This window comes from Streptomyces goshikiensis, from assembly GCF_014650555.1.
In the GTDB taxonomy this organism is placed as follows: Bacteria; Actinomycetota; Actinomycetes; order Streptomycetales; family Streptomycetaceae; genus Streptomyces; species Streptomyces goshikiensis.
In genome coordinates this window covers 132,207-145,593 of the sequence record NZ_BMVE01000010.1, presented here as the reverse complement: position 1 = coordinate 145,593, position 13,387 = coordinate 132,207, and the positions used below count along the sequence as shown (strand labels likewise).

Here is a 13,387-nt window from a genome sequence, read left to right as displayed (position 1 = left end):
CCGGGCCGCGGGGCGCGGCCCGGGTCCGGCGGGTCAGGTCACCAGGGCGGGCGGTAGCCGGTGGCCAGCTTCTTGCCGGCGCGGCGCCACTTCGGCTCCTGGTCCACGGTGTGCAGCGTGATCGCCCGGAGCCGGCGGATGACCATCCCGTACGCCCCGCTGGCCGCGGTGGACACGGTGGCCCCGGGCGGCTCGTCCATGAACGGCATGAACTTGTCGGGGAAGCCGGGCATGGTGCAGGCGATGCAGATGCCGCCGACGTTGGGGCAGCCGCCGATGCCGTTCATCCAGCCGCGCTTGGGCACGTTGCACTTCACGACCGGGCCCCAGCAGCCGAGCTTCACCAGGCACTTGGGCGAGTCGTAGGTGTGCGCGAACTCGCCCTGCTCGTAGTAGCCGGCCCGGTCGCAGCCCTCGTGGACGGTGGCGCCGAACAGCCAGGTGGGGCGCAGCTTGTCGTCGAGCGGGATCATCGGGGCGGAGCCTGCGGCCTGGTAGAGCAGGTACGTGAGGGTCTCGGAGAAGTTGTCGGGCTGGATCGGACAGCCCGGCACGCACACGATCGGGATGCCGGCGTGCGACTTCCAGTCCCAGCCCAGGTAGTCGGGCAGGCCCATGGCGCCGGTGGGGTTGCCCTCCATGGCGTGGATGCCGCCGTACGTGGCGCAGGTGCCGATCGCGACCACGGCGAGGGCCTTGGGCGCCAGCCGGTCGATCCACTCGCTGGTGGTGATGGGCTGGCCGGTCTCCGGGTCGTCGCCGAAGCCGCACCAGTAGCCCTCGGGCTTGATCTTCTCGTTGGGGATCGAGCCCTCGACGACCAGGACGAACGGGTCGATCTCGCCCCGCTCCCCCTTGAAGAACCATTCGATGAACGTGTCGGCGCCGCCGACCGGACCGCACTCGAAGTCGATCAGCGGCCAGTGCACGGCGATCTTGGGCAGGCCCGGGAGGGTGCCCGTCACGATCTCCTCGATGCTGGGCTGCATGGCCGCCGTCAGGGACACTGAGTCGCCGTCGCAGCTCAGTCCCGCGTTGATCCAGAGGATGTGGATCGGAGGGTCCTCTACCGTGCTCGGCGTTGCTGCATCCATGAGGATCGCTCCTTGGGAAGGGATGCGGGGGGAGGTGGATGGGGGCTCGCGCGTACGGAGCCGGGTCGAGCGGGGCGGGCCCGCGCCGGGGGGTTCCCGGCTGCCGGTCCCACCCTTCTTGCTAGCAGCCGCCCGTGGCCCGCGCCCTGTCTTGCTGGGCCGGTCCAGTGACGCCGGGCCGCCGGAAGGGGAGCGGCGCCCGGTGTCGTCCGGCTGCCGTTCGGGCGAGGTGCGGCGGGGTGCCGTCCGGGGGCTCCTTGCGTACGAAGGCACGGCGCAGCGCGTGGTACGGGGCCTGCGGGTCGAAGAAGGTCACGCGCATCCGGGTCAGCTCGGCCTCCCGGTAGGCGGCGAGCGGCCGCTCCGCCTCGTCGCGGTCGCGCCGGGCCTTCTTCGCGGCGATCCGGGACCGGGTGCCGGGCGACCGCGCCAGCAGGGCGGCGAGGCGGGCGGTCTCGTCGGCGAAGGCCCCGGGAGCGCAGGCGACGGTCCGGTCGGACAGGCCGAGCCGCTGGGCGGCCTCGGCACTGAGCGGCAGGGCCTCGGCGGTGAGGCGCTCGGCGACGCCGGTCCCGGTCCGGCGGGGCAGGGTGTACGTCCAGTACTCCGAGCCGTACAGGCCCATCAGCCGGTAGTGCGGGTTGATGACGGCCCCGGCCCTGCACCAGACCTCGTCGGCGGCGAGCGCGAGCATGGCGCCGCCGGCGGCCGCGTTGCCGCCGAGGGCCGCGACGACGAGCTTGTCGGTGGTGGTCAGGACGGCCTCGACCAGGTCGTCCATGGCGTTGATGTTGGCCCAGGACTCGGCGCCCGGGTCGGCGGCCGCCTCGATGACGCCGAGGTGGATTCCGTTGGAGAAGAAGTCGCGGCCGCCACCGAGGACGAGTACGGAGGTGGGCCGGGAGCAGGCCTCCCGGTAGGCGGCGAGCAGCCGCCGGCACTGCCCGGTGCTCATCGCGCCGCCGGGGAAGGAGAACGACAGGAAGCCGGCCCCGTCGCGCTCCTCGTAGCCGATGTCGGACCAGGTGCGTACGCGCGGGTCGGGCTGCTGCGGCGCGGGGATCTCGGGCAGTGGCGGCAGCAGGTCCCCGAGGGCGAGCGCGGCGGGGAGTTTGACGGGGGCGGGCCGGCCGGGCTCGCGGCGGGCCCTCAGCTCGGGGATCCACACGGCGCCGTCGCGGGTCGCCCGGCAGATCGCGCCCGCGCGGGTGGCCAGCAGTTCTCCGGGGCGGCCGCGCAGCCGGTCCTCCGGATGGCCGCCGTGCAGGTACCACTGGCCGCCCAGCAGGTCGTCGAGGACGCCGGGCCGGGAGTCGGCGGCGCGCAGCGCCCGTACGACGCTCTCGGTGGGGTCGATCCGCCAGTCGATCCGGCGGAACTCCTGGCGCAGGTAGGGCAGGGTGCGGCCGGCGCCGGGGGGCTGCGGCTGCGGGGTGTGGGTGCCGGAGGCGAAGCGGTCGACGGCGAGCAGGACGGCGGTCAGGGCCGCGTCGGCGATCTCGCCGCGGTAGAGGTCGCTCTTGCCGAGGGGCGGGACGGGGCAGTCGACGGTGGCCCAGACGTCGCCCGCGTCCATGTCGGCGCCGGCCTGGAGGACGGTGACGCCCCAGCGGGTGGCGCCGCGGGTGACGGCCCAGTCGAGGGAGGAGGGGCCCCGGTCGCCGAGGGGACCGGGGTGGACGATGAGGCAGGTGTGGGCGGACCACACCTCCCGGGGCACGACCGTCTTCAGCATCGGCGCGAGGACGAGGTCCGGCCGGTGGCGGCGGACGGCGTCGGGGAGGGAGCCGCCGGGCAGGGCGAGTTCGACGGCCACGCTGTGGCCGTGGTCCCTGAGTTCGGCGTGGACGCGCTGCGTGAGGCTGTTGAACGCGCTGACGGCGAGCAGGATGTGCACTGGATCTCCCAAGCGGCCGGACCTCGGCGATCGGCAGCCGGAACACCGGAACGGGGTACGGCCGCTGGCGATCGTCGGACACGGCCGTCCGCCGATCGCCGAGGCCTACGGCGGTGTCACCCGGACGTGGGAGCCGCGGCGGCCACCTGGTCGATGCCCGGGTGGCCGGGGCGGTGCCGGCCGGGCGGTCCGCCGGAACCGTCCGCCGGAGCGGTGACGGCCGGGCGGTCCGCCGGAGCGGTCCGCCGGAGTCAGTCCATGTCGGGGTAGTAGACCCCGGCCTTGGCGTCTGCGAAGAGCGTGAACTGGACGCGCGGCCCGGGCTCGCCGGACTCCTCGCCGTCGGTGTCCAGTTCCACCGGCTCGGCGTCCACGAGGACGTACTCCCCGTAGCCCTCGAAGTCACCCGGGCCGTCGGCGACGCCCACGTGGATCGGCGTCTCGTCGGGCAGACCGGCCAGCGCCTCGCGGAGCCGTCCTGCGGTCCACACCTGCGGATTGTGATCGAACATGTCAGCCATGCGGCGACATTAGAGGCCGCGAAACCCGCGGACGGCGGCGGCGCGCCGGAGCGGGGACCAAGCCGGGCGGCGGCCTGACCCGGAAGGACCTGGAGCGTCCCGCGCGGGTCAGGCCGTACGGGTTACCAGCCGCCCGATCGGGCCCTGATCAGATGGCGGACCTCCTCGGACCGCCGGGGGCTGCGCTCCAGTTCCCCGTGCAGCGCCAGCTCGGTGCGCCGCACCACGGCCCGGGGAACCTGGACCCGCTGTCCGGGTTGCTCCGTGAACGGCCGCAACTCGGCGGCGAGGGCCTGCACCTCCCCGGACGCGCTGCGGCGCAGGAGGAGGAACACCGTGGCCAGCCAGTGGGCCGGCATCTTCACCATGAGATCGGTCATATCGGGGCAACGACGCCACGCCTTCGTCGTCACGTGGCGTCCAGCCGGGTGCGCAGCGCCTTGAACTCGCGGGCGCGGCCGGCGCAGACCACCCCCGTGAGCCGGTCCTCGTGATGGAGGAGCGCCGTGAAGTCGAGGGCCTCCAGGTCTCCCTCCACCGTCAGGGTGCCCGGGCCCTGGGGGTGGCCGGCCGCCTGGATGTTGGTCCCGTACTGGTGGGTCCAGAACCACGGGACGGGGGTGTGGGGGGTCGGGACGCCCAGCATGCTGCGGGCGACGGCGGCGCCGTGGTCCTGGGCGTTGGTCCAGTGTTCGACGCGGCAGCTGCCGCCGTCGGCCCGGGCGGGCCGGCGGGCCACGTCGCCCGCCGCGTAGATCCCGGGGACGGAGGTCTCCCCGAACGCGTCCACGACGATGCCGTCGTCCACCTTGAGCCCGGCGCGTTCGGCGAGGTCCGTGTCGGGGGCCATGCCGACGGCGACGACCACCGTACGCGCCGACAGGGCGGCGCCCCGGGCGTCGGTGGCGACCACGAAGTCGCCCTGCCGTTCGAAGCGTTCGAGGCGGACGCCGGTGCGGACGTCGACGCCGCGGGCGCGGTGCAGTCCGGTGACGGCGTCGGCGATCGCTGCGGGCAGGACGCGCCGCAGGGGGTGCGCCTCGGTCTCCGTGACGGTGACCTCGCAGCCCATCCCGCTGGCGGTGGCGGCGACTTCGAGGCCGATGAGGCCGGCGCCGACGACGAGGACGGGGCCGCCGTCGATCAGCGCGGCCCGCAGGTCGCGGGCGTCGGCGAGGGTGCGCAGCCGGTGGACCCCGGCGAGCCCTTCCGTCCCGGGGAGGTGGCGGGGGCGGCCGCCGGTGGCGAGGAGGAGCCGGTCGTAGCGGAGCGGGCTGCCGTCGTCGAGGACGAGGGTGCGCTCGGCGGGGCGTAACGCGGTGACGGCGGTGCCGGTGCGGAGCTCGATGTCCTGCTCCGCCCAACTGCTCGCGGGCCTCAGCAGGCTCCGCGACGGGGGCTGCGCCCCGGAGAGTATCTCCTTGGACAAGGGCGGTCTGCGGTAAGGGAGTTCGGGCTCCTCGCCGATGAGGACGAGGTCTCCGGCGTAGCCTTCGGCACGGAGGGTGAGGGCGGCGTTGGCACCGGCGATTCCGGTGCCGACGACCACGTAGGGCTCGGGCATGATGATCTCCGCCATCTCGAAGTCGGCCTCGGCCGTGCCCCGGTCCGGGCACGTCTCGAAGTCGATCTTTTCACCCGATCCCGGCCGGGGCGGAGCGATTTGTCAGACTCCTGACCAAACTCGCTCCGGCCCCTGGCCGACGGGCGCCCGGAGGCGGTTCCTACGTGGCGGCGGCCTCGGCGACCGCGCTGCCGCAGTCGGGGTGTCCCCACCGGGTACCGAGCTTGGCGATCTTCTCGCCGGCCGCGTACGACGTGCCGCAGGGGCAGGTGCCGGGGAACTTCGCCTTGATCGTGGCGCGTCCGCGCGCGGCCGCCGCCTTCTTGGCCGGGGCGGCGGACGTACGGCGGGCGGGGGCGGCGCGCACTTCGGCCGGTACCGGCATGGCTTCCTGGCCCAGGGCGGTGCCGGCGGGCTGCTGGGTGCGGGCGGCGTCGCTGGCGGCCTGGTCGGCGATGGCGTTGAGGTGGTCGCCGTCCTCCCGGTGGGCCGGCACGTAGCGGAACTCCACCTCGCGGTCGGCCAGCAGGGCGTCGATGCTCTCGACGAGTTCCCGGTTGGCCACCGGCTTGCCCGCCGCGGTCTTCCACCCGTTGCGCTTCCACGCCGGGAGCCACTGCGTGACGGCCTTCATGGCGTACTGGGAGTCCATCCGCACCTCGACGGCGGTACCGGGAGCCAGGGCCTCCAGCAGCCTTTGCAGCGCGGTGAGTTCACCCACGTTGTTCGTGGCCCGGCCGAGCGCCCCGGCTTCCCAGCGCTCCGGACGGCCCTGCGCGTCGGCGATGACCCACGCCCACCCGGCGGGCCCGGGATTCCCCTTGGCCGCACCGTCACAGGCGGCAATGATCCGTTCAGACATCCCCCGATCATGCCGCATGAATAGGGAGACACGAAAATACCCCGGGTCCGATTGACGGCCGGGGTATTCATCTGCATATATTGGATGTTTCACGTTCCCATTGACCGAGATCGTGAAGAAGCTTTGTGAGGACACTGTACCGCGTCGGGAGTGGAATTGTCAATCGAGGAATTCCGGAATGAGCAGCAATTCATCACCGCGCTCTATGAGCGTCTCGATGAACTGCGCTGCCAGGCCGAACGCGCCGTACGGGGCGCGCTGGCCGATGCCGGGAGCGGGCTCCAGGCGCGGCTGGAGCGCGATGTGCTCGTCGCCGAGCAGTCCGGGCTGCTTTCCGCGCTGGACCGGGGCGAGAACGGACTCTGTTTCGGCCGGCTGGAGTTCTCCGACGGCCGCGACCATCACATCGGCCGCATCGGCGTCCGCCAGGACGACGCGGAGCGCACTCCGCTCGTTCTCGACTGGCGGGCGGAAGTGGCGCGCCCCTTCTACCTCGCCACCGGGCACCATCCGATGGGATTGCGCAGGCGCCGCCACATCAGCACCCGGGGCCGGGAGGTCACCGCGCTGCACGACGAGATCCTCGACCTCGCCGACACCGAGCGCACCGGCTACGAGGGGGCGGACGCGGACGCCGTGCTGCTCGCCGCGCTGGACGCGGCCCGGACCGGCCGGATGCACGACATCGTGCGGACCATCCAGGCCGAGCAGGACCGGATCATCCGCTCCCCGCACCGCGGCGTGCTCGTCGTGGAGGGCGGGCCGGGGACCGGGAAGACGGCGGTGGCCCTGCACCGCGCGGCGTACCTCCTGTACGCGCACCGGGAACTCCTCGCCAAGCGGGGCGTGTTGATCGTCGGCCCGAACCCGGCCTTCCTCGGCTACATCGGCGAGGTGCTCCCGGCCCTCGGCGAGACCGGGGTGCTGCTGGCGACCGTGGGCGAGCTCTTCCCCGGCGTCTGCGCGACCGGCACCGACCGGCCGGGGGCCGCCGCCGTGAAGGGCCGCGCCGAGATGGCCGAGGTGCTGGCGCGCGTGGTGTGCGACCGGCAGGCGCTGCCGGAGGAGGTGCCCCCGGGCAGCGGCGAGGACAGCTCCGTGGTCCCCGAACCGGCGCTGGAGATCGACCACGACGACTACGGGACGCTGCTGCTGGACCGGACGATGGCCCACGAGGCCCGGGACCGGGCCCGCGCCACCGGACTGCCGCACAACCTCGCGCGCCCGTACTTCGCCTTCCGCGTCATCGACGCGCTCACCGAGCAGCTCGCCGACCGGCTCGGCGCGGACCCGTACGGCGGGCCCAATCTGCTGGGCCCGGACGACGTGGCGCAGCTCGGCAAGGAGATCGCCACGAGCGCCGAGGTGCACGCGGCCATCGACTCGCTGTGGCCGCCCCTGACGCCCCGGCGGCTGATCTCGGAGTTCCTCGCCGACCCCACCCATCTGGCCCCGGCCGATGCCGAGTTGATCCGGAGGACCGGGGACACGGGCGACGGCTGGACCCCGGCGGACGTCCCGCTGCTTGACGAAGCCGCCGAGCTCCTCGGGGTGGACGACAGCGCGCTGCGGGCGGCCGAGGAGCGGGAGCGGCTGGAGCGCATCGCGTACGCGCAGGGCGTCCTGGACCTGTCGCTGGGCTCGGAGTCGTACGAATTCGAGGACGCGGAGAACGAGTTCCTCGCCGCGCACGACATCATCGACGCGGAGCGGATGGCGGAGCGGCACGAGGAGGCCGACCACCGCAGCACCGCCGAGCGCGCGGCCGCCGACCGCACCTGGGCCTTCGGGCACGTGATCGTGGACGAGGCGCAGGAGCTGTCGGCGATGGCCTGGCGGATGCTGATGCGGCGCTGCCCGACCCGCTCGATGACGCTGGTGGGCGACCCGGCCCAGACCGGTGACGAGGCCGGCTGCGGTTCGTGGCGGCGGATCCTGGATCCGTACGTCGGCGACCGCTGGGAGCTGGTGCGCCTCGGCGTCAACTACCGTACGCCCGCCGAGATCATGGACGTGGCCGCAGCCGTGCTGCGGGCCCGTCATCCCGGTTTCGAGCCGCCCCGGTCGGTGCGGTCCACGGGCGTACGGCCCTGGGTGCGCGAGAGCGACGACCCGGCCCGTACGGTCGCCGAGGCGGTGCGGGAGGGCGCTCCCCGGGAGGGCCGGCTGGCGGTGATCGCGCCGCGGCCGCTGCACGGGGCGCTGGCCGCGGCGCTGCCCGGCGTACGGGCGGGCGAGGAGCCGGATCTCACCCGGTCCGTGGTGCTGCTGGACCCGCGCCAGGCGAAGGGGCTGGAGTTCGACACGGTGATCGTCGTGGAGCCCGCGGACCACGAGCCGAGCGATCTGTACGTGGCGCTGACCCGCGCCACCCAGACCCTCGGCGTGGTCCACACCGGCCGTCTGCCGCAGGGCATCGAGGCCTGACGGCGGGACGGCGTACGGCGCGGGGCCGTCTCACCTCACGATGCGGGGCAGGCGCAGGCTCAGCAGCGCGGTGAGCGCGATCAGGCCGGCCTGGACCAGCAGGGTGACGGTGAGCGCCTCCCGCATGCCGGACGTCTCGGCCAGGGCGAGGAAGAGGCTGCCCAGGGTCGCGACGCCCAGCGCGAGGGCGGACTGCTGGGTGGTGATCATGACTCCGCCGCCCACACCGGCCCGGTCGGTCGGTACGTCCGAGAGCATCAGGCGCATCAGGACCGGGAGCTGGAGCCCCTGGCCGAGGCCGGCGACGGCCACGCCGGGGGCCAGTTCGGCGAATCCGAGGCCGGGCCAGTCGCGCTGGACCGCCAGCAGGAGCAGGCCTATGCCCACCGCCTGGAGGAGGGCGCCGGCGGTGACGACCCTGCTGCCGAACCGCCCGACCAGCCGCGGTCCGGCGAGGGAGGCGGCGAAGAACGCGAGCGCCATCGGGACGAGGGCGAGGCCGGCGGCCACCGGGCCCTTGTGCAGGCCCTGCTGGAGCACCACGGCGATCACGAACATGAAGCCGCTGAAGCCGATCGAGAAGGGCACCACCATCATCAGGCCGCGCCGCAGCGATTCCAGCCGCAGCAGGCTCGGCGGGACGAGCGGGGTGCGTCCGAGGCGGTCGGCTCGGCGTTCCGTCAGGTAGAACGCGACGGCGGCGAAGGGGAAGACGACGAGGGAGACCCAGGTCCACAGCGGCCAGCCGGCGGCCCGGCCCTCGGTGAGCGGGAGCAGCAGCGACAGCAGGGACAGGGCGAGCAGCAGGGTTCCCGGTACGTCGACGGAGGCCGGGCGGTCCGAGCGGGTCTCGGGGACGGCGCGGACGGCGAGGACCAGGCCGACGAGGACCACGGGCACGTTCACCAGGAACACCGCGCGCCAGCTCGTGCCGGCGATGTCGGCGGCGACCAGGACGCCGCCGAGGATCTGGCCGGTGACCATGGACAGTCCCGCGGTGGCCCCGTACAGGCTCATCGCCCGGGCGCGGCGCGGGCCTTGGGTGGTGGCCTGGATGGTGGCGAGCACCTGCGGCAGCATCAGTGCGGAGGCGGCGCCCTGGGCCACGCGGGCGGCGACCAGGGTCCAGGCGGTGGGGGCGATGCCGCAGGCGAGCGAGGTGACGCCGAAGGCGGCCATGCCGATGAGGAAGAGCCTGCGCCGGCCGGCGGTGTCGCCGAGCCGGCCGCCGAGGACGAGGAGCACCGCGTAGGTGACTCCGTAGCCGGCGACGATCAGTTCGAGCATGGCCGGGCCGGCGGCGAGGTCGCTGTCGATGGCGGGGAGCGCCACGTTGACGATGAAGAAGTCGATCAGCGGCAGGGCGGCGCCCAGCAGGACCGTGAACAGGCCGAGCGGGCCGATGGCGGCTTCGGCGCGGGCCCCGACGGGGGTCTGCGGGGTGGTCGGGGGCTGAGGGGTCGGGCGTAGCGTTGTCTCACTCACGGTGTTGACGATGCTCCCCTTCTCAGCCTGGTACCAGAGTCTCTTTATCCTGGTACCGGCAGTACCTGGCACGTGGATCACGGGTGAGGCACCCTGGTGTCATGACCACTGTGGCGCCCGAGGGCGATGTCCGCCGGCACGAGCTGGCCGAATTCCTGCGCAGCCGCCGCGAGCGCATCACCCCCGAGCAGGTCGGGCTGCCGAACGGCCGGCGCCGGCGCACCCCGGGGCTGCGGCGCGAGGAGGTCGCGCAGCTGTCCTCGGTCGGCGTCACCTGGTACACATGGCTGGAGCAGGCCCGCGAGATCAAGGTGTCCCCGCAGGTGCTGGACGCGGTGGCGCGGGCGCTGCTGCTGGACCGCAGCGAGCGGGCGCACCTGTTCGCGCTGGCCGGGACCTCCGATCCGGCGCCGGACACCCCGTGCCCGAGCATCACGCCGGCGCTGCGGGCGATGCTCGAACAGCTCAGCCCGATGCCGGCGTTCATCCAGAACAGCCGGTTCGACATCCTCGCGTACAACGACGCGTTCTCGCGGCTGCTGTGCGATCTGGACGGGGTCCGGCCCGAGGACCGCAACTGCATGTGGCTCGCGTTCACCGACCCGGCGTGGCGGGCGGCCGTGGTCGACCTCCACGAGGTGAACCGGGTGATGGCGGCCAAGTTCCGGGCGTCGATGGCGGAGCACCTGTCGGAGCCGGCCTGGAAGACGCTGCTGGCGAGGCTGGAGGCCGCGTCCCCGGAGTTCCGGGAGGCGTGGGCGCGCCACGAGGTGGTCGGCACGGGCGGGAGGTCCAAGTACATCCGCAACCCGCACGTCGGCCTGCTGCGCCTGGAGCACACGCACCTGTGGCTCGGCCCGGGGGCGGGGCCCCGCCTGGTGACGTACGTCCCGATGGACGGGGAGACCCGCGAGCGCCTCGAACGGCTGCGGGAATTGTCCCGGACGGAAGCCGGGGTCGCCGCCTGAAGTTGCTCCGTACGAGTTCTCTTGGGTGCCCGTTCGGCCGTATGACCCGCGTTCATGATCATCATTTTGGCCCGCAATCGTTTTGATGCTGCCATCCGGTCTTGGGCGATCTGGAAGGGCTACGGGGCGATGGATTCGGCGCACGGTGGGCAACGGGCAGGGTCAGGGGCAGGGCGAGCGGGCGGCGGTTCGGGCCGGTCGGCGCCGCGGTCGAGCAGGGCGTGGAGCGCGGTCGCCGCGGTCACCGGGGCCGCCCTCGTCATCGCGGCGGCGCCGGTGCGGATGCCGGACCCGGACGCGGCGCGGGGCGCGGCCGGGAGCGCGGAGGCCTCGGTCACGCTGCTGGTCGCGCGGGTCCTGGAGGAGGGTTCCGGCGGCGCGGGCGGGCGGTGCGGGCGGGAGGCCTTCCACGCCGGTCTGTGCGACGACGGGCGCCAGCAGCGGGTGCTGGCCACCGCCCGGGGCGCCGGGGCGGTGCTGCGGGACCCGGTGTCGCGGAAGGCGGCGGCCCGGGCGGCCCGCACGATCGCACTGCCGACGGACGCGGACGGCCCGCTGGAGATCTCCCTCGTCGAGCCGGGGCAGCTCACCGACGTCACCGTCCACGACGCGCACGGGCGCTATCTGGGCGGCGCGCTCGGGGCGAAGAACAGACACTGGACCAACACCGAACCGCTGCGGGCGGGCGAGGTCTACACGGTCCGGGTCGGCGCGCAGGACGCGGCCGGGACCCCGGTCGGGGTGACCATGGCGTTCCGGACGGCCCCGCCCACCGAGGACGAGCGGCTGACGGTGGAGTTCGGGCCGAGGGCCGGGACCTACGGCGCCGGGCAGATCGTGACGGCCTCCCTCAGCCACCCCGTCCCCGCCTCCGACCCCACGTCCCGGGCGCGGCTGGAGCGGGCGCTCCAGGTGACCTCGGAGCCGGCGGTCGAGGGGGCCTGGCACTGGGTCGACGACTCGACGCTGCACTACCGGCCGCGTACGTACTGGCCGGCGCACGCCGTGGTGCGGGTGCGCGGCGGTCTCGACGGGGTGGCGTTCGGGGACCACCTCTACGGCGGCCCCTCCGAGTCCCTCCAGCTCGCCATCGGGGACCGGATCGAGGCAGTCACCGACTCCGCCGCGCACGAGATGACGGTGCGCCGCAACGGCCGGGTCCTGCGGACCATCCCGGTCACCACCGGGAAGGCGGGGTTCCGCACCCGTACCGGTGTCAAGGTCGTCCTGGGCAAGGAGTACCAGGTCCGGATGCGCGGGGACACCGTCGGCATCCGGCCCGGCACGAGCGAGTTCTACGACCTGCCGGTGTTCTACGCGACCCGGGTGACCTGGAGCGGCGAGTACGTGCACGCCGCGCCCTGGTCGGTCGAGGCGCAGGGCGAGGAGAACGTCAGCCACGGCTGTACGGGCATGAGCACGCAGGACGCCGCCTGGTTCTTCGAGACGGTCCGGGTCGGGGACATCGTGGAGGTGGTCAACAGCGGGGGCGAGGAGATGGCGCCGTTCGCCAACGGGTTCGGCGACTGGAACCTGGACTGGCGGGCCTGGCTGGCGGGCAGCGCCCTGGCCGATGGCGTGCGGGCCCCGGCCGCGCTGCCCCGGCTCAGCCCGCTGACGTGACGCCGAGTTCCGCGGCCGCCGCTGTCGCCATCGCCGCCGCCCAGTCGTGGGCGATCGCGGTGAAGGCGCGGGCGGCGGCGCTCTCGTAACCGCCCTCGCGCCGCAGGAGGGTGGCGGTGCGCGCCGGGAGGGCCGGGTCGAGCGGGACGGGGTGCAGGCGGGTGTCGTCGCGGGTGAGGGCGTCGGGGAGCACGGTGGCGAGGCCGGTGCGCCGGACGATCTCGGTGAGGGCGCTGATGGTGTTCGCCTGCACCGCGACGGGCGGTTCGACGCGGTACCGGGCGAGGTGGGCGTCAATGTGACCCCGGGTGGCGAAGTCCCCGCTGAGCAACGCGAGCGGGTGGGCCGCGAGTTCGCGTACCGGCAGGGGCTCGGTACGGCCGGCGAGGGGGTGGGCGGGGCCGACGACGAGACCGAGGGTCTCGGTGAACAGGTCGAGGGCGCCGATGCCGGGCAGCCGGGGGCCGTGGAAGGCGATGCCCAGGTCGAGTTCGTCGGCCAGCAGGGCGGGCTCCAGCCGGTCCTGGGCCAACTCCCTCACGTCCAGCGTGATGTGGGGGTGGCGGGCGTGGAGCTCGGCGGCGAGCGGGCCGAGGAGGTACGCGGTGAAGGTGGGGGTCATGCCGAGGCGCAGGGCGCCGCGGGAGAGGTCCGCGACGTCGAGGACGGCGCGTTCGGCGGCGGCGAGGTCCTGGAGGGCGCGGCGGGCGTAGGGGAGGTAGGCCGCTCCGGCGTCGGTGAGCCGTACGGAGCGGCCCGAGCGGTCGAGCAACTGGACCCCGACGGCCCGCTCCAGCTGTTTGACCTGCTGGGACAGGGTGGGCTGGGAGACGCGCAGCTCTTCGGCGGCGCGGGTGAAGCTGCCGTGTTCGGCGACGGCGAGCAGATAGCGGACGTGACGCAGTTCCGGGGCCATGCGGTCAACTATAGATGAGACCAATAGGAA

The 13,387-nt window shown here is 73.8% G+C and carries 11 protein-coding genes; 3 read left to right on the top strand and 8 right to left on the bottom strand.

The window, feature by feature from the left end:
• Nucleotides 1-38 precede the first annotated feature (38 nt).
• The 6 genes from IE248_RS25965 to IE248_RS25940 form a co-directional block, all read right to left on the bottom strand.
• On the bottom strand, nucleotides 39-1,094 hold the full coding sequence (locus tag IE248_RS25965; RefSeq protein WP_073777732.1) for an NADH-quinone oxidoreductase subunit B family protein: 1,056 nt from the start codon (nucleotides 1,092-1,094) through the stop codon (nucleotides 39-41).
• Between the two features lie 121 nt (nucleotides 1,095-1,215).
• Nucleotides 1,216-2,991, bottom strand: coding sequence for an enoyl-CoA hydratase-related protein (locus IE248_RS25960; protein ID WP_229895527.1), 1,776 nt, complete (start codon nucleotides 2,989-2,991; stop codon nucleotides 1,216-1,218).
• Between the two features lie 251 nt (nucleotides 2,992-3,242).
• Entirely contained in the window at nucleotides 3,243-3,512 is a 270-nt protein-coding gene (locus IE248_RS25955) for a DUF6225 family protein (protein WP_008742983.1), read from the bottom strand.
• Nucleotides 3,513-3,634: 122 nt separating this feature from the next.
• Entirely contained in the window at nucleotides 3,635-3,880 is a 246-nt protein-coding gene (locus tag IE248_RS25950; RefSeq protein ID WP_143196225.1) for a hypothetical protein, read from the bottom strand.
• A 41-nt stretch (nucleotides 3,881-3,921) separates the two neighbouring features.
• Entirely contained in the window at nucleotides 3,922-5,076 is a 1,155-nt protein-coding gene (locus IE248_RS25945) for an NAD(P)/FAD-dependent oxidoreductase (protein ID WP_073794497.1), read from the bottom strand.
• 160 nt (nucleotides 5,077-5,236) lie between these two features.
• The gene (locus IE248_RS25940; RefSeq protein WP_008742986.1) at nucleotides 5,237-5,938 is read right to left on the bottom strand and encodes a ribonuclease H family protein; all 702 of its coding nucleotides are present in this window, start codon (nucleotides 5,936-5,938) and stop codon (nucleotides 5,237-5,239) included.
• Nucleotides 5,939-6,094: 156 nt separating this feature from the next.
• Between IE248_RS25940 and IE248_RS25935 the strand changes: the two genes are divergently transcribed.
• Nucleotides 6,095-8,365: a HelD family protein gene (locus IE248_RS25935; RefSeq protein WP_190031863.1), complete on the top strand. Its 2,271-nt coding sequence runs from the start codon at nucleotides 6,095-6,097 to the stop codon at nucleotides 8,363-8,365.
• Between the two features lie 30 nt (nucleotides 8,366-8,395).
• Here IE248_RS25935 and IE248_RS25930 read toward each other — a convergent pair whose 3' ends face one another.
• Entirely contained in the window at nucleotides 8,396-9,850 is a 1,455-nt protein-coding gene (locus IE248_RS25930; RefSeq protein ID WP_373301615.1) for an MFS transporter, read from the bottom strand.
• A gap of 101 nt (nucleotides 9,851-9,951) precedes the next feature.
• Between IE248_RS25930 and IE248_RS25925 the strand changes: the two genes are divergently transcribed.
• Nucleotides 9,952-10,818 carry a helix-turn-helix transcriptional regulator gene (locus tag IE248_RS25925; protein WP_100581773.1) on the top strand — a complete coding sequence of 289 codons (867 nt, stop codon included), beginning with the start codon at nucleotides 9,952-9,954 and terminating at the stop codon, nucleotides 10,816-10,818.
• A gap of 276 nt (nucleotides 10,819-11,094) precedes the next feature.
• Nucleotides 11,095-12,441, top strand: a complete 1,347-nt coding sequence (locus IE248_RS25920; protein WP_229895526.1) for a L,D-transpeptidase — start codon at nucleotides 11,095-11,097, stop codon at nucleotides 12,439-12,441.
• Here the strand turns inward: IE248_RS25920 and cynR are convergent.
• Nucleotides 12,425-13,357 (bottom strand): transcriptional regulator CynR, encoded by a 933-nt coding sequence (cynR, locus tag IE248_RS25915; RefSeq protein ID WP_190031862.1) that lies wholly within the window; start codon nucleotides 13,355-13,357, stop codon nucleotides 12,425-12,427. The genes IE248_RS25920 and cynR overlap by 17 nt on opposite strands.
• Nucleotides 13,358-13,387 lie beyond the last annotated feature (30 nt).